The following is a 21,816-nucleotide window of genomic DNA, read 5'->3' as shown; positions in this document are numbered from 1 at the left end:
ATGGACCACTCCACTGTCCGCGTCTCGGTTCCCCCCGAGCCCTCGGTTGCCGAGCCCGTTCCCGGCATCGTGCTGATTTTCTCGGGGAATCAGCCCCGATGCGCGCCGATCCCGCTGGACGGCGGCGCCGTCGTGCTCGGCCGCGGGGGCGTGGGCGGCGTGCCCCTCATGGACGACTCGCTCATGTCGCGGCGGCACGCCCGCATCGCGTACGACGGGGCCGCGTGGACCGTGGAGGACCTCGGCAGCACCAACGGCACCTCGGTCAACGGCGAGCCCATCCGCGGCGAGGTCCGGCGGGAGGCGATCCAGGTCGTCGGCGCGGGGACGTCGGTGTTCCTCGCGCTGCCGGACATCCGGTGCTTCGCGCGCGGGGGTGTGCGCATCGAGAAGGAGAGCGTCCTCGGGCCCAGGCTACAGCAGACCTACGACACCATCACGCGCGCGGCGGCCGCGGGGGACAGCCTCCTCGTGACGGGCGAGAGCGGCACGGGCAAGGAGCTCGCGGCGCGCGCCTACCACGAGGCGGGGCCGCAGGCGCGCGGCCCGTTCGTGGCCGTCAACTGCGCGGCCATCCCGGAGGGGCTGGCCGAGCGGCTCCTGTTCGGCGCCCGCCGCGGCGCCTACTCCGGCGCGACGCACGACACCGAGGGCTACGTGCAGGCCGCCCACGGAGGCACGCTCTTCCTCGACGAGGTGGCCGAGCTCGACGCGGCGGTCCAGGCGAAGCTGCTGCGCACGATCGACACGCGGCAGGTGCTCGAGCTCGGCGCGGTCGCGCCTCACCCGGTGCAGATCCGGATCTGCGCAGCGACGCACGACCTGCGCGCCCGCGTCGCCCAGGGCCGCTTCCGTGACGACCTCTACTACCGCATTGGTCGTCCCGAGGTCCGGCTCCCGCCGCTCCGCGAGCGGATCGAGGAGATCCCCTGGCTGCTCGCGCAATGCGCGAAGGCGGTCGGAGCGACGTTGCACGGATCGCCGCCGACGATTCACCATTCGCTGATCATCGCGTGCGCGCTGCGCCGCTGGCCAGGGAATCTGCGCGAGTTCGTGGGCGAGGCGCGGCGCGCGGTGACGCGCGCGCTCGACGAGGGGCGCCACGCGGTCGAGGCCAAGGATCTCGACCCGCTCGCGGGCGTCGGGCTGGGCCCGGAGGCGCTCGACGCGCACGCCCGGCAGACAGCGAGCGATCTTCGACCGGCGCCGGCGCGCGCGAGCCAGGCGCCGCCTGAAGATGAGATCGCCGAGGCGCTTCGCCTCGAGCGAGGCAATGTGTCTCGCGCGGCCAGCAGGCTCGGCGTGCACAGGAATCGAATTCGTCGCTGGCTGGAGAAGAATGGCGTGGATCGCTCGCATTTCGCCGAAGGAGGCGAGCTGCCCGATAACGACTGAGCCCCGCCCGGCGACGTATGCACAGGCACAGGAGCGGGTCAATGTCGGCGTCGCCTCGCGGACAGCGGTTGTCCGCCTCGCTGCGGTCCGATGACGACGTCACGCCAGGCGTAGGCGGCTGAGCCCGACAGGGCGGCCGTTCCATACATTGCCTCCAGCGAGCGCTGAGTCCCTCCACGGCATTGGCGCTCGACGTGACGGCGCGCTCTCTCGGCGATGACGAGCCCGGTCGTCGCAGGGTTGCCTCCATCCGGCGACGCGGCGCCGGCCCGATTCGACCGTACGGCCATGTACAGGGTCTTTACAGACCCCGTTATGCAGGATGTAATATGGTGTGTAAGCCCCGTCCCCGGCGACGGTGCTGTCACGACGACGGTCAAGTCAACACGTCCGGCGCGCGCGGCGCGCCAGGTCGAAGCGCGCGGTGCGCCATCGCGACGCGCCATCAAGAGAGCTGCGGTGATGTGCCCGGTATGCTGCGCCTCGCGCTCGGTCCGTGTGTTCGAGTCCACGCGCGCGTCGCGCGGCCGGTGCGTTCGAGTCGGCGCGCGCGACACGCGCGGCCTGCGTGCTCGAGACCGCGCGTGTCGCGCGGCGGGGGATATCCACCTGCCGCGGGGCCGCGGCGCCCTCGTCGGACGCCCACGAGCGCCTACGTCTGCCGCCAGGAGGCTCGCCTGGCGCGAGGGACACGAGGAAGGCAGCGCCACGCAACATGACCATCTTGGGCTTGACCAAGCGGGCGGCTTCATCGATGAACAGGTACAGGGAGTTGCTTGTCGGGCCCTCGTGCGAGCTTCATCCGATCGCGTCATGGGCGGGCGCCGCGCCTCGCGGCCTCGCCGCGTGCGCTCTGCAGCGGAGCGCCTGCTCCCCTGCTCGCCGTCGGGCTCTCCCGCAGCGACGTCAGCGAACATTGAAACCCCCGGCTCCTGCGAGGTGGTCGACCTCATGCGTTCGCGCTTGAAATCGGCAGATCGCGGAGAGCCCAGCCAGGACGGTGGGCCTCCTGGCTGAACAGCCCTGGACACCATGACCGCGATCCGTAGATACGCATCGTCCGAAGAGGCGCCTGTCGGCCTGGGAGCGCACATCGAGGGGCCCGCGAGCGGCGCCGCCTCGGGACCTGGGGCAGGGCAGCAGCCGAGCTCGGGAACCCGGCAGACGCACTCCCGACGTCGGCCGTTCCTGAGCCGCCTCCTGGCGGCGGGTGAGGCGATCGACGCGGGAGATCGCGAGCGCGCGCGGGCCCTCGTGGAGGGCATCCTGCGGGCAGAGCCCGATACGGGGGATGCCTCGGAGCGCATCTCGGGTGTGTTCGGCCGGGCGCTGCTCGCCCGCCTGGACGGAGATCGCTCCGGCGATGGCAACCTGTACCTTCGCAGCGCCGGTCCGCGGGACATGCTCGCGGCGTTTCAGCTCCTCGTGCACGCGACGCCGCTCATCCGGTTCGGCTACCTCAGCGCCAACGCGGCCATCGTCGAGGCGTTCCAGGGGGAGGATGAGGTCCATGTCATCGACATCGGCGTCGGTGGCGGGACGCAGTGGCCATTCCTGCTACATCGGCTGGCTTCGCGGCCTGGCGGCCCGCCGCGGGTCCGCCTCACCGGGATCGACCTGCCGTGCCGGGGCCCTGATCCCGAGCAGCGGCTGCGCTGGGCGGGGGCGTTCATCGGGGGCTGGGCGGAGCGGCTGAACGTCCCCTTCGAGTTCCACGGCGTCGCTTCCTCGGTGGAGCGCGTCGACTGGGCCCGTATCGCGGCGCGCTCCGCGGCGCCGATCGCCGTGAATGCCGCCTTCGCATTGCACCACGTGCCCGACGCGTCGGTGCACCCCACCGCGAACCGCGACACCATTCTCACCAGGATCCGCGCGCTGTCGCCGCGCGTGCTGACGCTGGTCGAGCCGGACGTGGAGCACAACGCGCTCCAGTTCCTCCCGCGGCTGTCCGAGGCGATCGGCCATTACTATGCGGTATTCCAGGCGCTCGAGGCGCTGCTCCCGCCGCATATCGCCGCGCGCGAGACCATCGAGCAGGTCTTCTTCGGGCAGGAGGTGATGAACGTGGTGGTGGGGGAGGGGGGGGCGCGGGTCGAGCGGCACGAGCGCCGGGGCGCCTGGCAGCGCCGCCTCCGCATGAACGGCTTCGAGCCGCTGCGCGTCTCGCCGCACGAGCCGCTGGTGCGCGGAGGGCTCCGCCTGAACCAGGGGTTCGATGTCCGGGCGGACGAGCCGGCGATCCTGCTCATGCGCAACGGGGTGTCCATCGTGGCCGCGTCGGCGTGGCGGCCGCGGCAGGTCCCGCCGCCTTCGCGGTTCATCTCCGGGCTGTTCCGCCGGGCCGGCTGAGCGCTCCCCTGCCGGGAAACGCGGGCGACGCGTGCGGCGCTGGCCCTCAAGGCCTCAGGATTGCGAGCGCCGCCCAGAGCATCAGCGCGCCGATCGCGACGGCCGCAAGGACGAGCCACGAGGCGCGGCGCCTGCGCGAGAGCATGGCGCCTGCGCCCGGCAGGAGCTCCGGCGTGCGACCGACGAGGCCCTCGGGCTCGACGTCGCGCGGAGGGAGCGGGCTCAGGCCATGAAGCCTGACCATATCGAAGAGCACAGAGCCGCGCGCCTGCGCTCGCGCGAGCCGCTCCAGCATCTCACGACGGCAATGGAGACAGAACATCGACGCATCGCCCTCGCCGTCATCGAGGCCGAACTCCCGTAGCTTCTGCTGCTCCCAGCTCTCCCTTGCTTGCCGGGCCTCGCGCAGATCGTCCGCTCGACGGCCGTGGTGGTGTGGGCTGTCCTTGGCGCTCATCGCTGCTCCTGATCCCTGCCGCAACGTGCGACTCCTACCAGGATCTATTCCTGTTGGCTGCGTGAAATTCTCCTGCGGCGCGCGCCGGGGGGCCTCCCGCATCCGGCGCGCAGAGCCGAGCAGGCGCCTTGCGGGAGAGGCCTGCGGCTCCTCACGGCTGCTCGGGGCGGCTCACAGGACTTACGGCTGCCGGAGAATTTCGTCACGAAAGACACGGAGGTTCTCTGCGTCTGGTTCGATTGTTTCATGTCGCGACGTCGCAGCCAGCGATCTGTGGCGGCGTCCGTTCCCCTGGGCGCTGGGCAACTCCGTCGTTGTGCGGACGCACGTCGTGGATGCATGGCGTGCATGAGAGGGCGCTGCCGTGCTGCACGGAACTCATGCGTGGTGGCGCCAGAGCGAGCGGGCGAGCACATGAGGCGGGTGCTCCTACGGGAGGATAGAAATGAAGAAGATGTGGCGGTCGATGAGGTGAAGAACACGGGGGGCGACGTCGAGCGACAGCCGACCTCGCCCAGGGCGAAGGACGCGCCGCGCTGGCCGCCCTGCCCAGGTTTAGGTTGCCGGAGAGCGCGGCCCGAGCTCAGCGCGTGACGAGCACCTTGAGGGCGCCTGGCGCCGCCGCGGCCTGCAGCGCCTCCGCGGCGCGTTCGAGCGGGAGCCGGGCAGACACAAGGGAGCGGACGTCGATGCTGCGGTCCTCGAGGGCGCGCAGCGCCGGCTCGAACAGCCCGCAGCGAGACCCGACGACCGTGATCTCATGCACGACGAGCTCGGCGAGGTGGACGCTGGAGAGCCCGGCCACCGTGCTCTTCAGCACGAGCGTGCCGCGCGGCCGGGTCGCGCGGACCGCCCTCGCGAACCCCTCGGCCGTGCCCGTGGCCTCGACCACGAGCTCGGCCGGCTCGCCTGCCCACGCGCCCTGGCGAGACGCGGCGCCGGCGTCTGCCTCGCCCGTGGCCTCGGGGCGAAGGATCTCGGTCGCGACGCCCCGCGCGCGCAGCAAGGCGAGCTTCTCCTCATGCTTGCCGACCGCGAGGACGCGGGCGCCCGCTTGCTGCAGCACCTGCGCGATCAGCAGGCCGAGCTTGCCGTCGCCGAACACGAGCGCCGACGTGCCCGGCGCCACGCGCACCTGCTCCAGGATCGCGAACGCCGCCGCGAGCGGCTCCGTGAACACCGCCTCCTCGTCGTCCACGCGGTCGTCGACCGCGTGGAGGTTCGCGACGGGCACCGCGACGCGCTCCGCCAGCGCGCCGTCCGCGCCGACGATGCCCATCACCGTGCGCGCCGGGCAGTGCCGCCCCAGCCCGCGCGCGCAGGTGCCGCAGCGGCCGCAGGCGAAGTTGATCTCCCCCACCACGCGGCGACCCCGCCACGCGGCAGGCCCGTCCACGACGTCGCCGACGAACTCGTGCCCGAGCGTGCCCCGGAAGCCCATGTACCCCCGGACAATCTCGAGATCCGTGTTGCAGATGCCCGCGCACCGCACCTCGACCACGGCCATGCCGGCCGTGGTCGAGGGGGGCTCGCGGTCGACGACGCGCGCGATCGTGCCGTCCCAGACCAGCGCGCGCACGGGCGGGCTCTAGCTCGCCGCCAGCGCCAGCCGGCGCCTCGCCGGTTGCATCAGGTACGCGTCGACCGCCTCCGCGGCCTTGCGCCCCTCCGCGATCGCCCAGACGACGAGGCTCTGGCCGCGCGACATGTCGCCCGCGGCGAAGATGCCCTCCACGCTCGTGCGCCCGCCCGGGGCCTTCACGTTGCCGCGCTGGTCCATCTCCACGCCGAGCTGCTCGATCAGGCCCTCCCGCTCGGAGCCGACGAAGCCCATCGCGAGCAGGACGAGCTCGCACGGGATCTCGAAGTCGCTCCCCGGGACGGGCACGAACCTCCCGCCCTCCAGGCTCACCCGCGTCGCCTTGAGCGCGCGGACGTGCCCGCGCTCGTCCCCGAGGAACGCCGTCGTCGACACCGACCAGTCCCGCTCGCCGCCCTCCTCGTGCGAGGACGACGTGCGGAGGATGAGCGGCCATGCCGGCCACGGGTTCGTCAGGGAGCGCTGCTCCGGCGGGCGCGGCAGGAGCTCGAGCTGCGTGACGTGCGCGGCGCGGTGGCGGTGGCTCGTGCCGAGGCAGTCCGAGCCGGTGTCGCCGCCGCCGATGACGACCACGCGCTTGCCCGTCGCGAGGATCGCCTCGCTGTCGGGGATCACGTCGCCGGCGACCCGCTTGTTCTGCTGGGTCAGGAAATCCATCGCGAAATGGACGCCCTTCAGCTCCCGGCCCGGCACCGGCAGGTCGCGCGGCCGGCGCGCCCCGCCGCAGAGCACGATGGCCTCGTACTGCTCGCGCAGCGCGTCGCCGGTGATGTCGACCCCGCAGTTCACGCCTGTGCGGAAGGTCACCCCCTCGGCCTGCATCTGCTCCATGCGCCGGTCGATGAGGTGCTTCTCCATCTTGAAGTCGGGGATGCCGTACCGGAGCAGGCCGCCGATGCGGTCGTCGCGCTCGAACAGGGTCACGTCGTGCCCCTTGCGCGCGAGCTGCTGCGCGGCCGCGAGGCCGGCGGGCCCCGACCCGATCACCGCGACCTTCTTGCCCGTGCGCTGCTTCGCGACGACCGGCACGATCAGGTTCCGCTCGAACGCGCGATCGGCGACGCCGCGCTCGACGTTCTTGATCGTGACCGGCGTGCCCTCGATGTTCAGCACGCACGCCGCCTCGCACGGCGCCGGGCACACGCGCCCGGTGAACTCGGGGAAGTTGTTCGTCGCGTCGAGCGCCGCGATCGCCTCGGGGAGGCGCTCGCGGAACATGTGATCGTTCCAGTCGGGGATCAGGTTCCCGAGCGGGCAGCCGTCGTGACAGAACGGGATGCCGCAGTCCATGCACCGCGCTGCCTGATCGCGCAGCTCGGTGTCAGGGATCGGGAGCTCGAACTCCTGCCAGTCGTTCAAACGCTCGGAGACGGGCCGCTTCTTGATGTCGACCCGCTGGATCTCGAGGAAGCCTCGTACCTTACCCATGGGCGGCCGACCTCTCTCCCGTGCTCGCGGGACCCGCGTTGGCGGGGATGTAACGTCCAGTGGAAACGTAGGGGGTGGAGGGTGAAAGGAGCGACACGATCCCGCTGGTCGCGTCCGCCCCGTTGGTCGCGGGCGCGGAAGCGGCCTCGAGGGCGCGCCGGTACTCGCTCGGGACGACCTTCACGAACTTCGGCAGGACGGCCTGCCAGGAGTCGAGCAGCTCGGTCGCCTTGCGGCTGCCCGTCCGCCGCACGTGCTCCTCGAGCAGCGCCCGCACCGACTCGGCGTCGGCCGCGGTCATCGTCTCGAGCGCCACCATCTCCTTGTTGCAGCGCGCCTCGAACAGCGCGTCCTCGTCGAAGACGTAGGCGAGCCCGCCGCTCATGCCGGCGCCGAAGTTGCGGCCGGTGGTGCCGAGGATGATCACGGTGCCGCCCGTCATGTACTCGCAGCCGTGGTCGCCCACGCCCTCGACGACGGTGGTGGCCCCGCTGTTCCGGACCGCGAAGCGCTCGCCGGCGCGGCCGTTGAAGAACGCGCGGCCGCCCGTCGCGCCGTAGAGCACGACGTTGCCGACGATGACCTGATCGTCCGCCTTGAACGGCGCCTCGCGCGGCGGGCGCACCGCCACCACGCCGCCCGAGAGGCCCTTGCCGACGTAGTCGTTCGCGTCGCCCTCGAGCTCGATCGTCATGCCGCGCGAGGCGAAGGCGCCGAAGCTCTGGCCGGCGCTGCCGGCGCACTTCACGACGATGCTGTCCTCGGGCAGCCCGGCGCCGCCGTGGCGGCGCGCGATCTCGCCGCTCAGCATGGCGCCGAGCGTCCGATCCGAGTTCCGCACGCGGGTCTCGATGACGACCGGCGGGCCGCCGTCGATGGTCGCGCGCGCCTGCTCGATCAGCTTGAGATCGAGCACCCGATCGATCTTGTGATCCTGCAGCTCGACGCAGTGGGTCGGGCTCGTGAGCGCCTCCTTCGGGCGGTAGAGCACCTCGGAGCAGTCGATCTTCCTCGCCTTCGCGTGGAGCCCGGTGCGCCGCTGCACGATGCAGTCGGAGCGCCCGACCATCTCGGTCAGCGTGCGGAAGCCCAGGCTCGCCATGATCTGCCGGAGCTCCTCCGCCACGTAGAAGAAGAAGTTGATGACGTGCTCCGGCGCACCCGTGAACTTCTTGCGGAGCTCCGGGTCCTGCGTGGCGATGCCGACCGGGCAGGTGTTGAGGTGGCACTTGCGCATCATGATGCAGCCCGCCGCGACGAGCGGCGCCGTGGAGAAGCCGAACTCCTCGGCGCCGAGCAGGGCGGCGAACGCCACGTCCCGGCCGGTCATCAGCTTGCCGTCGGTCTGCACGATGGCGCGGCCGCGGAGCCCGTTCATCACGAGCACCTGGTGCGCCTCGGCCAGCCCGAGCTCCCACGGCACGCCCGCGTGGTGGATCGACGTGAGCGGGGAGGCGCCGGTGCCGCCCGAGTCGCCGCTGATCAGCACGACGTCGGCGTGCGCCTTGACGACGCCCGCGGCGATGGTGCCGACGCCGGCCTCGGCGACGAGCTTCACGCTGATGCGCGCCTTCGAGTTGATGTTCTTCAGGTCGAAGATGAGCTGCGCGAGGTCCTCGATCGAGTAGATGTCGTGGTGCGGCGGCGGCGAGATCAGCGTCACGCCGGGCGTGGAGTGGCGCACCTTCGCGATCACCGCGTCGACCTTGTGGCCGGGGAGCTGGCCGCCCTCGCCGGGCTTGGCCCCCTGCGCCATCTTGATCTGCAGCTCGTCGGCGTTGACGAGGTACTCGGCGGTGACGCCGAACCGCCCCGAGGCGACCTGCTTCACCGAGCTCCGCTTGGAGTCGCCGTTCGAGAGCCGGATGAAGCGCGACGGGTCCTCGCCGCCCTCGCCCGTGTTCGACCGCGCGCCGATGCGGTTCATCGCGACGGCGAGCGTCTCGTGCGCCTCCGCCGAGATGCTCCCGAAGGACATCGCGCCGGTGGCGAAGCGCTTGACCAGCGAGGCGGCGGGCTCGACCTCCTCGATCGGCACCGGCGGGCCCGCGGGCCTGAAGTCCCACAGGCCGCGGAGCGACATCGGGTGCTCCTGCTGCTCGTTGATGACCGCCGCGTACTCGCCGTAGCTCTTCGCGTCGTTGAGGCGGACCGCCCGCTGGAGCGTCGAGATCGACTGCGGCGTCCAGAGGTGCCGCTCGCCGAACACGCGGAAGTGGTGGTGGCCGCCGACGTCGAGGTGCGCGCGCGCCCGCTCGCCGTACGCCGCCTGGTGGCGCGCGAGGGTCTCCTCGGCGATCTCGCGCAGCCCGACGCCGCGGACGCGCGACGCCGTGCCGGTGAAGTACGCGTCGATGACGAGCTGATCGATGCCGATCGCCTCGAAGATCTGCGCGCCCTGGTAGCTGGAGAGCGCGCTGATCCCCATCTTCGACATGATCTTGAGGATGCCCTTCTTGAGCGCCTTCACGTACCGCGAGCTCGCCGCGGACGGCGAGAGGTCGCCGAGGGTCTTGTCGCGGCACATCGCCGCGATCGACTCGAACGCCATGTACGGGTTCACCGCGCCCGCGCCGTAGCCGATGAGCAGCGCCATGTGACCGACCTCGCGCGCCTCGCCGGTCTCCACGATGATGCCGGCGCGCGTGCGCGTCCCCTCGTTGATGAGGTGGTGGTGCACGGCGCCCATCGCGAGCAGGCTCGGGATCGGGGCGAGCGTCTCGTCGATGCCGCGGTCGCTGAGGATGAGGATGCTCGCGCCGTCGGCGATCGCGCGGCTCGCGTCCTTGCACAGCTTCGCGAGCGCGGTGCGCAGGTTGTCCTCCGGGTCACCGTCGACCGGGAAGTACATCGGCAGGGTCGCCGCCCGGAAGTCGGGGAAGACGTTCTTGCGCAGCTTGGACAGATCGTCCTGGGTGAGGATCGGGTGCGGCAGCTCGAGCATCCGGCACTGGCGGGGCGTCTCCTCGAGGAGGTTGCCCTCGCCGCCGACGCAGCTCACGAGCGACATCACGATCTCCTCGCGGAGCGGGTCGACCGGCGGGTTCGTGACCTGGGCGAAGAGCTGCTTGAAGTAGCGGAAGAGGAGCTGGGGCTTCTCGGAGAGGACGGCGAGCGGGATGTCGATGCCCATCGACCCCACCGGCTCCTCGCCGAGCGTGGCCATGGACGCGAGGATCATCCGCAGGTCCTCCTCGGTGTAGCCGAAGGCCTGCTGCAGGGTCCGGAGCTCCGCGTGCGGGACGGTGTAGAGGCTCGGCACGTCCTCGAGGGCGCGCAGGTCGATCTTGTTCTCGGCGACCCACGCCGCGTACGGCTTCTGCGTCGCGACGCGGCGCTTGATCTCGTCGTCGCTGACGACGCGGCCCTCGCTCGTGTCGACGAGGAACATCTTGCCCGGCTGGAGGCGCCCCTTCTGGATGACGCGCGCCGGCTCGATGTCGAGCACGCCGAACTCGCTCGCGAGCACGACGAGCCCGTCGCTCGTCACGACGTACTTCGCGGGGCGCAGCCCGTTGCGGTCGAGCGTCGCGCCGATCAGCCGCCCGTCGGTGAAGCACAGCGCCGCGGGGCCGTCCCAGGGCTCGATCAGGCAGCCGTGGTACTCGTAGAAGGCCTTCTTCTCGGCCGACATGTCCGGGTCGAGCGCCCAGGCCTCGGGCACGAGCATCATCATCACGTGCGGGAGCGACCGGCCGCTCGCGAGCAGGAAGTCGACGACGTTGTCGAGCGCGGCCGAGTCGGACCCGCCGGGGCGGATGATCGGCTTGAAGTCCTCGATCGCGTTCGCGAACACATCGCTCTTGAGCAGCGCCTCGCGGGCGCTCATCCACGCGGTGTTGCCGCGGACGGTGTTGATCTCGCCGTTGTGCGCGATGACCCGGTACGGGTGCGCGCGCTCCCACGTGGGGAAGGTGTTCGTGGAGAAGCGCGAGTGCACCATCGCGAGCCGCGACACGGTGCGCTTGTCGGAGAGGTCGGGGTAGAACGCCGAGACCTGCTCCGCGAGCATCAGGCCCTTGTAGACGACCGTGCGCGACGAGCAGGAGGCGATGTAGAAGTCGTCGGCGTGCGCCGTGCGGCCCGCGCGCTTGCGGATCGCATAGAGGACCTGCTCGAAGGACTGGCGAGGCGCGACCCTGCCGATGAAGAGCTGGCGGATCGCGGGGCGCGAGTCGCGCGCGACCGGGCCGATCGCCGCGTCGTCGATGGGGACATCGCGCCAGCCGAGGACGCGCTGGCCGTGGTGCACGACGGCGGCCTCGAGGATCGCCTCGCACTGGCGGCGGCGGGCCGGGCTCTGCGAGAAGAACACCGTCGCGACCGCGTAGTCGCCGGGTGCAGGCAGCGCGATGCCCAGGGCCGCGAGAGACGCGGCGAACAGCTCGTGCGGGATCTGGAGGAGGACGCCCGCGCCGTCGCCGGTGCAGGGGTCGCAGCCAGCGGCGCCGCGATGGGTTAGATTTTCGAGGATCTCGAGCGCTTGGCGAACGACCTCGTGCGTCGCTTCACGGCGGAGCGTGGCGACGAATCCGAGACCGCATGCGTCGTGTTCGAAAGCCGGATCGTAAAGACCTTGTCGTTGGGGCAGAGGCATGGTGCTGACTTCACACGCGCGTAGCACAGGTGGCACAAGGATTGGAGCCCTAGTTAATGCGCCGCGCCAGCTCCGGAGGAATCAGGCGTAAATCGGGCGTAAAATTGAGCGTGGCTCGGGGGGCGCGGTCCGCCTCTCCGGGGCCGGATGGGGGGAGGGCGGCGGCGCTCGGCAGTGGACGCCCGTCGTCGCCCGTGGTCTGTGGGTGGGGCTGGCCGGCCTGCTGGCCCGGCCGCCGGCGACGTGTCATTAGGATGAAGCTCTTCGCACTCAGTGATCTCCACGTCGGCTATGCGGAGAACCGGTGGGCCATCGAGCGCGTCACGCCGCGGCCGAACGACTGGCTCATCCTCGCTGGGGACCTCGGGGAGACGGAGCAGCACCTGCTCTACGTGCTCGACACGCTGGGCCCGCGGTTCAAGCAGCTCGTGTGGACGCCGGGCAACCACGAGCTCTATACGATGCCGAGTGAGCGCGGCGGGCCGCGCGGGCAGGCTCGGTACGATCGGCTGGTCGAGCTGTGCCGGAGCCGCGGCGTGATTACGCCGGAGGACCCCTACGTGGTTTGGGACGGCGAGGGCGGGCCGCACGTCCTCGCGCCGATGTTCCTGCTCTATGACTACAGCTTCCGGCCGGCCGACGTGCCCGAGCGCGACGCGGTGGCGTGGGCGGTGGAGAGCGGCATCCTCTGCAGGGACGAGGAGCTGCTCGACCCGGCCCCGTACGAGAGCCGGCCGGCGTGGTGCCGGGCACGCCTCGCGCAGACGGAGGCTCGACTCGCCGCGATCGGAGGGCGCCCCACGGTGCTCATCAACCACTTCCCGCTGCGGGAGGAGCTCGTGCGCTTGCGGCACATCCCGCGCTTCTCGATCTGGTGCGGGACGCGGCGCACGCACGATTGGCACACGAGGTTCCGCGCGCGCGTGGTCGTGTCGGGCCACCTCCACATCCCGCGCACCGACTGGATCGATGGTGTTCGTTTCGAGGAGGTATCGTTTGGTTATCCGCGCCAGCGCCCCATCGACCGCACCGCCGACAGTTGCCTGAGGGAGATCCTGCCGGGGCCGGCGGCCGCGGCGCAGCCGGGGGCGTAGATGCTCGAGATCGGTCCTGGCGTCGCGCACCTCTGGTACGTCTTCTCCGACGCGGTCCGCGACGAGGCCCTGCTCGCGGCGTACCACCGGCTGATGGCGCCGGACGAGGCGACCCAGCAGGCGCGCTTCCTGTTCGCCGACAACCGGCACGAGTACCTGCTGACGCGGGCGCTCGTGCGCACGGTCCTCTCGAAGTACGCGGACGTCGCGCCCGAGGCGTGGACGTTCGTCCGGAACGAATTTGGCCGGCCCGCGATCGCGGGCCCGCCGGGCGTGCCGCCGCTCCGGTTCAACCTGTCGAACACGCAGGGGCTCATCGCCTGCCTGGTGGCGCTGGACCGTGACGTGGGGGTCGACGTCGAGGACACCGAGCGCGCGAGCAGCGCGACGGAGATCGCCGACCGGTTCTTCTCGCCCGCCGAGGTGCGCGCGCTGCGCGCGCAGCCGCCGGAGCGGCAGCGGGCGCGCTTCTTCGAGTACTGGACGCTCAAGGAGTCGTACATCAAGGCGCGCGGGATGGGGCTCGCGATCCCGCTCGACCGCTTCTCGTTCCACCTGGACGACGGCCCGACGATCGGCATCTCGTTCGATCCGCGGCTCGACGACGACCGCGCGGCCTGGCAGTTCGCGCTCTACCGGCCGTCGGCGCGCCACACGATGGCCGTCGCCCTCCGCCGGGGAAGCGACCCGCCGCTGTCGATCGAGCTGAAGGAGACGGTGCCGCTGCGCGACCGGGGATGAGCCGCGGCGGGCGTCGCCCAGCGTGAGGCGCGCGGCCTCGACGTGCGCTCGCTGTCAGCGCCGCGCGCGGCTCGCCGTCAGTCCGGCCGCTCGATCGAGAGCTCGACGTTGCGCCATGAGGGATCGCCGCTGCCGTCGCGGCCGAAGCCGGAGGTTACGTCCACGACGGCGCGACGGCGTCCCTCGGCGGCGACAGGGTCGTCGTCGACGGCGTAGTCGAGGGCGACGCCGCGGATGGCGAGGAAGCCGTTGTCCTCGTCCCAGATCTCGATCACGCGGACCTGGTGCGGGTAGTCGGAGAGCGCGGAGGTCTCGACCTCCCAGTAGGCGTGCCCGCCGCCCGGCCTCACCTCCGTGACGCGGTGCACGTGCGTGTGGCCGGCGAGGTGGAGCAGCACGTTGTCGTAGCCGCCCACGAACGCCTGCCATGCGTCGGGGGTGAGCGCGCCAGGCACGGTGGGCGCGCCTGTGCCCGCGAACGAGCCGTCGCCGAGCAGGCGCGACGCATGGTGGGAGGCGAGGATGACCCACCTGCCGTCGTGCTGCGCTCGGTCGAGCGCCGGTCGGATGAACCGATCGACGTCGTCCTGGACGATCACGCCGCCCGGCCCGCCGGTCTCGGCGGCCGTGTCGAGCACGACGACGCGCAGGGGGGTGTCCTCCACGTCGAACTCGTAGAACGCCTTGCCGTACGCGCGCGTGTCCGGCCCGATCCCGTGCCCGTCGCCGGACGCCGCGAGCCGATCGAGCAGGGCGGGCCGGCTCAGGAAGGCCCTCTGCGGGTCGGGGATGACCTCGCCGGTGACCACCGGGCCGCCGGGGAGCGACCAGTCGCGCGTCCCGCCGTCCGACGTGCTCCCGATCGCGAGCTCGGCGCGGGTGTCCACCGGGAAGTTCCCCTGGTGCAGGATGTCGTGGTTGCCGGTCACCCAGCGCCACGGCACGAGCAGCCCCTCGGCGAAGAACGGGTCCTTGGGATCGTTGTCCGGGCCCTGCACCGGATCGTCGTCGGCGCCCGAGTCGCACTCGACGCGCTCGGCGCCGTCGAGGATGGCCGTGAACCACGAGATCTCGTTCGTCTGCGCGCTGTCGGCGTTGTCGCCGCCGAGCAGGACGAAGTCGATCGGCGTGCTCCGGTGGAGCGCGTTGATCGTGCGGACGGCGGCGTTGAGGATCCGGCACTCGTGCCCTTCCTGCGGGCGGAACGCCGACGCGAAGGGGCCGGGCCCGTCGAAGATCGCGAGCCGGGCGGGCGACTCGTCGTCGGCGAGCTGGGTGTCGGCGAGGTGGACGAAGCGCGTGAGGAGCTTCGGCCGCGGGCCCTGCGGCGGCGGCACGGCGTCGTCGAGCGTGGCCGGCGCGAGCGGCTGCCCCGGCCCGACCTCGACCTCGCCGTAGCCCTCCGCGAGCAGCGCCTCGATCACCGCCGGCACCGCGGGGTTCCTCTCCGGCGGATCGAGCACCGCGGCGCGCGGCATCAAGGTGCGATCGGTCGTCAGCGGCGGCGCGCCGCGGAGCGCCGGCAGCGGCTCCGGCGCAGGGAGGGGCACGGGCGCGACGGACTCCTCCGACGCGCAGGCCGCGAGCGCGAGCGCAAGGAAGAAGAACACCGCGGGGCGGCCCCGGCGCGCGCGCGGGGCGAGCGGCCTGCCGTGCTCTGCCGCGCCGGTGCCCACAGCTCGTGTCTGGCTCATCGCTTCCTTACATGACAACACGACAGCGCCCGATCAACCTGATCGAGAAATGTTCATCCTGGCGGTAAGAGCGTTGTCGACAGCGGGCGTCGATCGAGGGCACGAGGCGTGTCCCGATCGGGCGTGGTGCATCTCACGTCATGCGGCAGGACGTCGCAGGGCGTCATGCGGATGCGCACGAGCGAGCTGAGCCATGGTAGGGCGATGTCGCGGCCCTCGCGCCGGCGGCTGCTAGGATGCGGCGCGTCGGGGCTCCGGGCTCCCTCTCGAGGTCATCCATGGTCCTTTCGCGATTCCTGGGCTGCGCGCTCGCGGCGGCGACGCTGGCGAGCTGCGGCGAGCCCGATCCCATCATCGAGACCCATTATGATGCGTACGAGGGGGACGCCTATCCGAACCGGCGCCCCAGGATCGAGGTCCCCGAGGGGGGAATGGGGGTGGTGAGCGATAGCCTCTCTGACACGATCTCCCTCGTCTCGCTCGCGACGGGAGAGCGGTTCGGCGTTCACCCCGTGGGCCGCGATCCCGTGACGATCGACGGGCCGCATCACGTTGCCGTGGACCCTTCGGGGGACGCCGTCTATGTCGCGCTCTCGTATCCTTCCCTCGCGGGCACGATCGGCCCCCACGCGACCCACGGCGGGAGCGTGATGTCAGGCTATGTCCAGAAGCTCGCGCTCGACGACATGCGCGTCCTCGGGCAGGTGCGCGTCGAGGCCAACCCGGGTGATCTCGTGATCTCCGAGGACGGCAGCCGCCTCGTCGTCTCTCATTTCGATCTCAAGCGCGTGCTCGACAACCCCGGCGACATCGAGGCGCAGCGCTCGTCTCTCGCGGTGATCGATCCCCAGAAGATCCTCCTCTCGGGGTCTGCCGAGCCGGTGCTCATCCCTGTCTGCAGGGCCGCCCACGGGATCGTCCTCTCGCGCCCTGACGCCGCGCGCGCCTACGTCGCTTGCTATAGCGAGGACGTCCTCGCGATCGTCGACCTGACGGACCCCACCGCCGAGGTGAAGCGCGTGCCCGTGGGGCCGAGCCCGTCCCGCAGCCCCGACCCGTCCTACGGGCCTTACGCCGCCGCGATGTCGCCCGATCAGAAGACCATCGCCGTGAGCAACACGAAGAGCAGGGACGTGCGCTTCTTCGATGTCGCGTCGGAGACGTTCGACGATTCCCTGACGATGCCCTTCTTCGGCGCGCCCTACTTCGTCGCGTGGACCCCCGACGGGAGCCGCATCTACGTGCCGACGCAGGTGCCCGACGCGATCTCGCTGGTCGGCGTGGACCCGGAGCACAGCGACGCCATCTCCCGGCAGCTCTCCGGGGAATGCTTCAGGCCGCACCTCGCGGACCTCGACGAGGAGAACGGGCTCTTCGTCGTCTGCGAGGGAGATCAGACCACCACCCCCGGCCGGGTGCTCCGGCTCGACCCGGAGACGCTGGAGACGCGCAGCGACACCCAGGTGGGCCTCTATCCCGACGCGTTCGCGCGCGTCGCGGCGGAGGCGCCGTGAGGGCGCCCGGAGGCCTCGCGGCCGCGCTCGCCTGCGCGGCGCTCGTCGGCGGCGTCTGCGGATGTCCGGGCGATCCCGAGACGAAGATCGTCGACGCGACCGCCGTCGAGCACGGCGCGGCGCTCTTCCGCGACCCGTCCATCGCGGAGACGAGCTTCAACCGCTATTCCTGCGCGACCTGTCATGAAGCCATCCCCGGCGACGCGGGGGACGCCATGCTCCCCGGCGCCCCGCTCGCCGGCGCGGTGAATCGCCCGCATTACTGGGGCGGGCAGGAGGTCGATCTCCTCGCCGCGATCAACCATTGCCTCTATTACTTCATGACGAAGGACCTGCCCTGGACGGCCGACGACGAGGCCGCCCAGGCCATGTACGCCTACCTGGAGTCGCTGCCCGGCGACGGCGCGGCGGCCGAGGCCGCCCCCTTCACGCCGGTCTTCGCGCTGGGCCAGCCGCCGCCCGGGGACCCGAAGAAGGGCGCGCTCATCCACGAGCGCGCCTGCGCCTCGTGTCACGGCCGCGCTCACTCGGGGGAGGGGAGGCTCGTCGAGCGCGCTCCGGCGCTGCCAGACCAGACGCTCGACGAGCACCCGCTCGGCGAGTACACGGAGGCCGACCGGCTGCTGGTCTTCGTCGAGAAGGTCCGGCACGGCGGGTTCCTCGGGTACGGCGGGCAGATGCCGCCTTTCTCTCTCGAGGTCCTCTCCGACGAGGAGTTCGGTGATCTCCTCTCGTTCTACGAGCTGCCCTGACACGCCGTGAAGCGCGCCGACAAAGCCGCGAGGATCGGCGAGGTCCTCGATCGATTGTACCCGCAGCCCGCCATTCCGCTCGTCCACGAGGATCCGTATTCGCTGCTCGTCGCGGTGATGCTCAGCGCCCAGACGACGGACAAGATGGTCAACGCGGTGACGCCGGCGCTCCTCGCGCGCGCCCGGACGCCCGCGGAGATGGCGGAGGTGCCCGTCGAGGAGATCGCCCGGCTCATCCGGACGGTCGGGCTCGCGCCCACCAAGGCGAAGAACCTGAAGGCGCTGAGCGAGCGGATCGCGCGCGAGCACGGCGGCGTGGTCCCCGCCTCGTTCGAGGCCCTGGAGGCTCTGCCGGGGGTCGGCCACAAGACGGCCTCGGTGGTCATGGCCCAGGCCTTCGGCCACCCCGCCTTCCCTGTCGACACCCACATTCACCGGCTCGCGTTCCGCTGGGGGCTGTCGTCCGGAAAGAACGTGGTCGAGACGGAGCGCGACCTCAAGCGCACGTTCCCCCCGGAGCAGTGGAACAAGCTCCACCTGCAGCTCATCTACTTCGGTCGCGAGCACTGCCCGGCGCTGCGCCACGACCTGGCGAGTTGCCCCATCTGTAGCTGGGCCGCGCGCCGACGGCGCTGAGCGCGGCGCCTCGGCGGCCCAGCGGGCAGCCGGCGTACGCCGCGGCTGGCACACGCACCCCGCCGCCGAGAAGGGCGCCAGGCTACCCGGAGCGCCGGCGGCCGTCAAGCAGGCCGCACCGCGCCGGCGAGGTCAGGAACGCGGGCGCGAGCGCGTTCCGCCGGCCGTTCGCCGCGCCGCGGCGTCGCCCGTTTCGCGCGTGCTCCGGTGCGGATCCCCGTCGCCGCGGGCGTGCGCTTCGAGTAAGGCATCCCGGTGGCAAAGATGGGATTTGAGATCATCGGGACGGGGCACTACGTGCCCGGCGAACCTGTCACCAACGACGACCTCGCGCGGGTAATCACCACCTCCGACGAGTGGATCTACCAGCGCTCCGGCATCCGCCAGCGGCATTACGCGCCGGACGGTGTGGGGGTGAGCGACCTGGCGTGCGAGGCGGCGAAGCGCGCCATCGAGTCCGCCCGCATTTCACCGTCGGAGATCGACTACATCCTCTTTGCCACGATGACGCCGGACTACATCTTCCCCGGCTCGGGGGCGCTGCTCGGCGCCAAGCTGGGGATTCCCGGCGTTCCGGCGCTCGACATCCGGCAGCAGTGCGCCGCCATGCTGTTCGGCCTCCAGACGGTCGACGGGCTCATCCAGACCGGGGCCGCGAAGACCGTCCTGTTCGTGGGCGCGGAGGCGCACGCCGGCTTCATGCCCTGGGAGGACTGGGGAGCGCTCGATCCGAAGAACGGCAGGTCCGCGACGCCGGAAGCGCGGGAGCGCGCCGACCGCCACCGGAACCTCGCGGTCCTGTTCGGGGACGGGTCCGGCGCGCTCGTGCTCCGCGCGACCGACCGGGACGCGGGGCTTCGCGCCAACAAGATCTGCTCCGACGGGCGTTTCGCGGAGCTCCTCTTCGTTCCGGGCGGCGGCTTCCGCTCGCGCCCCTACTGGAAGCAGGGATCGTTCGAGGACGACGCGCACATCCCCCGCATGGACGGCCGCGAGCTCTTCAAGTTCGCGGTGACCAAGCTCCCGGCGACCGCGCGGGAGCTCTGTGCCTCCCAGGGCGTCACGATCGACGACATCGACGTGTTCCTGGCGCACCAGGCGAACGGCCGCATCAACGAGCACATCCGCAAGGATCTCGGCGTGCCCGTCGAGAAGCTCCCGAGCAACATCGACCGGTTCGGCAACACGAGCGGCGCCACGGTGCCCATCCTCCTCGACGAGGAGATGCGCGCTGGCCGGGTGAAGAAGGGGCAGCTCGCCATGGTGCTCGCGCTCGGCACCGGCGTGCACTGGGGCTGCGCGCTCTGGAAGCTGTGAGCGGCTGAGCTTCCGCAGGCGCGCCGCCCGCCTGACCCTGCTGCTGAGTCCGGCGCCGAACGCGCTCTGCCACCGGACCGAGCCAGAAGTAGAAGCCGTGGAAGCCGTGGAACGTGCAAGGCCGCACGATTTTCCATGGGAACCGCCGGTGGCGGATTGCACGCGGCGTAGCCTTTGTTACCTTTCATTCACCGCCCGCAGCGAACCCGCGTCCGCAGCGCCGTCGACCTGACGCCGGCCTGCGCGGCGCCTCTCCGGCAGATCCGGCCACACGCGCAGCGGTGACACGAGCAGCGGTGGTATGAGCGCGCGCCCGCGCCGCCCAGCACGCGGCGCTGCGCAGTCAACCGCCGAACACCGCGTGAGCGGCTGTGCTCGGATGTCGTTTCATCTCGTTCCTGTGCGCACGATTTCCGGCCCTTCATGCCAGTGGGGCATGTTGCCTCAGCGACAACAACCGAAACTCTTCGTATTGAGTATTGACTTGGACGCGCAATTATTGAATTTTGCATACTGAGGTGGGTGTGACCGGAGAACACGGAGCGTCGATCTTGAGGGACACGCCGACTCAGCTTGGGCTCGGCCGATATCGCCCCATTGCGAAGCTCGGCCGCGGCGGAATGGCCGACGTCTTCCTCGCGATGGCGCACGGGCCGGCTTCCGTGAACAAGCTGGTCGTCGTCAAGCGGCTTCGCAGCTTCGCCGACGAAGAGGATCGACACGTCCTCATGTTCATGGACGAGGCGAAGCTCTCGGCGCGCATGAACCACCCGAACGTCGTCCAGACCTACGAGGTCGGCAGCGATCAGGACGGGTACTTCATCGTCATGGAGTACCTCGATGGGCAGCCGCTCAAGCGCGTCATGAAATCGGCCGCCGACCGGGAGCCGGGCACGGGCGGGCTGGTGCGCGCCACATGGCTCCGGATCGTCGCCGAGGTGCTGCGCGGGCTGCATTACGCGCACGAGCTCTGCGATTTCGACGGCAAGCCGCTCGGCATCGTCCATCGCGACGTCTCCCCGCACAACATCTTCGTCACGTACGACGGCGCGGTGAAGCTCGTCGATTTCGGCGTGGCCAAGGCGGCGGTCAACTCCTCCCGCACCGAGAGCGGGACCTTCAAGGGCAAGCTGACCTATATGGCGCCCGAGCAGGTCACGGCGGGCAAGTCGGTGGATCGCCGGGCGGACATCTTCGCGGTGGGCGTCGTGCTGTGGGAGCTCCTCGCCGGGCGACGCCTGTTCGAGGGCGACCAGATCAGCGTGATGCACCAGCTCCTCCTGGGGAAGCTGCCGCGGCTGTCGACCGTGGTCCCGGGGATCCCGATCGCGCTCGACCAGATCGCCGCGAAGGCCCTCGAGCGCGAGCCGTCGAAGCGCTTCTCGACCGCGCAGGAGATGTGCGACGTGATCGAGAGCTACCTGCAATGGTCGGGCGAGGACGTCCGCGGCGAGTTCCTCGGCGCGTGCATGCGGGGGATCTACGCGGAGAGCAGGGCGACGATTCGCCACCAGATCAAGGCGCAGATCGAGCGGGTGGCCAAGGCGTCGGGCCTGAGCGAGCCCTCCAGCCCGGTGACGCTCAGCGGCATCGGCCTCGCGATGGGGCCGTCGAGCTCGCGCTCGGGGTCGGGCTCGGCGAGCAAGCTCCCCTATCTCGGCGAGCCGAGCCACCCGGGCATCGAGCCCTATTCGGGCGTCGAGCGGTATTCCGGCCTCTCGCGCCATTCGGGCGTCGAGCGGCCGAGGACGCCCGTGAGCGATTCGGTGAGCCTGCGCGCGACCGCGATGCCGGCGCCCCCCTCGCGGCGCGGCTTCCTGGTCGGAGCGTCCGGCCTGGTCGCGCTGGCCGCGGTGGCCGGGGGCGCGCTCTATGCCGCGAGCCAGCGCGCGCCCATCGCCGCGCCCGCCGCGGCCGCCGCGGCCGCCGCGGCGTCCCAGGCGGCGGCCGTGGAGGTTGTCGAGAAGAAGCCCGAGGAAGCTCCCAAGGCGAGCGTGGCGATCGCGAGCGACCCGCCGGACGCGATCGTGAGCTGGAAGGGCAAGACGCTCGGCAAGACGCCGCTCAAGACCGAGCTGCCCGTGGGGACACAGGTCGTGGTCGTGTCGAGGTCGGACTGCTTCGATGAGACGATCATGCTGACGCTCGCGCCCGCGGAGACCGTCGAGCGCTCCGTCAAGCTGCGGCCCACGAACTACGCGAAGTAGCCCTGTACGGGCGAACGCCGCCTCGACCGCCGGCG

14 protein-coding genes are annotated in these 21,816 nt (G+C 71.1%); 9 read left to right on the top strand and 5 right to left on the bottom strand.

Annotation, left to right across the window (positions count from 1 at the left end):
- Both WME96_RS26995 and WME96_RS26990 read left to right on the top strand, forming a co-directional pair.
- On the top strand, positions 1 to 1,395 hold the full coding sequence (locus WME96_RS26995; RefSeq protein ID WP_437284466.1) for a sigma 54-interacting transcriptional regulator: 1,395 nt from the start codon (positions 1 to 3) through the stop codon (positions 1,393 to 1,395).
- 1,032 nt (positions 1,396 to 2,427) lie between these two features.
- Entirely contained in the window at positions 2,428 to 3,744 is a 1,317-nt protein-coding gene (locus WME96_RS26990; protein WP_437284465.1) for a GRAS family protein, read from the top strand.
- Positions 3,745 to 3,790: 46 nt separating this feature from the next.
- Here WME96_RS26990 and WME96_RS26985 read toward each other — a convergent pair whose 3' ends face one another.
- From WME96_RS26985 to gltB, 4 genes are all read right to left on the bottom strand, one after another.
- A complete protein-coding gene (locus WME96_RS26985) occupies positions 3,791 to 4,201 on the bottom strand; it encodes a hypothetical protein (protein WP_437284464.1) in 411 nt (136 codons plus the stop codon).
- 583 nt (positions 4,202 to 4,784) lie between these two features.
- Positions 4,785 to 5,780, bottom strand: coding sequence for an MDR/zinc-dependent alcohol dehydrogenase-like family protein (locus tag WME96_RS26980; RefSeq protein ID WP_437284463.1), 996 nt, complete (start codon positions 5,778 to 5,780; stop codon positions 4,785 to 4,787).
- 9 nt (positions 5,781 to 5,789) lie between these two features.
- Positions 5,790 to 7,229 (bottom strand): glutamate synthase subunit beta, encoded by a 1,440-nt coding sequence (locus tag WME96_RS26975; RefSeq protein WP_437284462.1) that lies wholly within the window; start codon positions 7,227 to 7,229, stop codon positions 5,790 to 5,792.
- Positions 7,222 to 11,826: a glutamate synthase large subunit gene (gltB, locus tag WME96_RS26970; protein WP_437284461.1), complete on the bottom strand. Its 4,605-nt coding sequence runs from the start codon at positions 11,824 to 11,826 to the stop codon at positions 7,222 to 7,224. Before gltB ends, WME96_RS26975 begins: the two co-directional genes overlap by 8 nt.
- 254 nt (positions 11,827 to 12,080) lie before the next feature.
- Here gltB and WME96_RS26965 point away from each other — a divergent pair, with 254 nt between their 5' ends.
- Together WME96_RS26965 and WME96_RS26960 are read left to right on the top strand one after the other, a co-directional pair.
- Entirely contained in the window at positions 12,081 to 12,920 is an 840-nt protein-coding gene (locus WME96_RS26965; RefSeq protein WP_437284460.1) for a metallophosphoesterase family protein, read from the top strand.
- Positions 12,921 to 13,661, top strand: a complete 741-nt coding sequence (locus tag WME96_RS26960) for a 4'-phosphopantetheinyl transferase family protein (protein ID WP_437284459.1) — start codon at positions 12,921 to 12,923, stop codon at positions 13,659 to 13,661.
- 77 nt (positions 13,662 to 13,738) lie between these two features.
- On the opposite strand, the gene WME96_RS26955 is transcribed toward WME96_RS26960, so the two are convergent.
- Positions 13,739 to 15,355, bottom strand: a complete 1,617-nt coding sequence (locus tag WME96_RS26955) for a metallophosphoesterase (RefSeq protein WP_437284458.1) — start codon at positions 15,353 to 15,355, stop codon at positions 13,739 to 13,741.
- 278 nt (positions 15,356 to 15,633) lie between these two features.
- On the opposite strand from WME96_RS26955, the gene WME96_RS26950 reads away from it, so the two are divergent.
- The 5 genes from WME96_RS26950 (at position 15,634) to WME96_RS26930 (ending at position 21,781) form a co-directional block, all read left to right on the top strand.
- The gene (locus tag WME96_RS26950; RefSeq protein WP_437284457.1) at positions 15,634 to 16,869 is read left to right on the top strand and encodes a YncE family protein; all 1,236 of its coding nucleotides are present in this window, start codon (positions 15,634 to 15,636) and stop codon (positions 16,867 to 16,869) included.
- A complete protein-coding gene (locus WME96_RS26945) occupies positions 16,866 to 17,621 on the top strand; it encodes a c-type cytochrome (protein ID WP_437284456.1) in 756 nt (251 codons plus the stop codon). Before WME96_RS26950 ends, WME96_RS26945 begins: the two co-directional genes overlap by 4 nt.
- Positions 17,622 to 17,627: 6 nt before the next feature.
- Positions 17,628 to 18,257, top strand: a complete 630-nt coding sequence (nth, locus tag WME96_RS26940) for an endonuclease III (RefSeq protein WP_437284455.1) — start codon at positions 17,628 to 17,630, stop codon at positions 18,255 to 18,257.
- Between the two features lie 264 nt (positions 18,258 to 18,521).
- Positions 18,522 to 19,574 carry a 3-oxoacyl-ACP synthase III family protein gene (locus tag WME96_RS26935; protein ID WP_437292363.1) on the top strand — a complete coding sequence of 351 codons (1,053 nt, stop codon included), beginning with the start codon at positions 18,522 to 18,524 and terminating at the stop codon, positions 19,572 to 19,574.
- A 518-nt stretch (positions 19,575 to 20,092) separates the two neighbouring features.
- Positions 20,093 to 21,781 (top strand): protein kinase domain-containing protein, encoded by a 1,689-nt coding sequence (locus tag WME96_RS26930; protein WP_437284454.1) that lies wholly within the window; start codon positions 20,093 to 20,095, stop codon positions 21,779 to 21,781.
- The last annotated feature ends 35 nt before the right edge of the window (positions 21,782 to 21,816 follow it).

The sequence above is a fragment of the Sorangium sp. So ce406 genome, from assembly GCF_051474675.1.
Lineage (GTDB): Bacteria > Myxococcota_A > Polyangia > Polyangiales > Polyangiaceae > Sorangium > Sorangium cellulosum_G.
The sequence above is the reverse complement of the archived record's forward strand: the minus strand, read 5'-3'. Positions and strand labels throughout refer to the sequence as shown.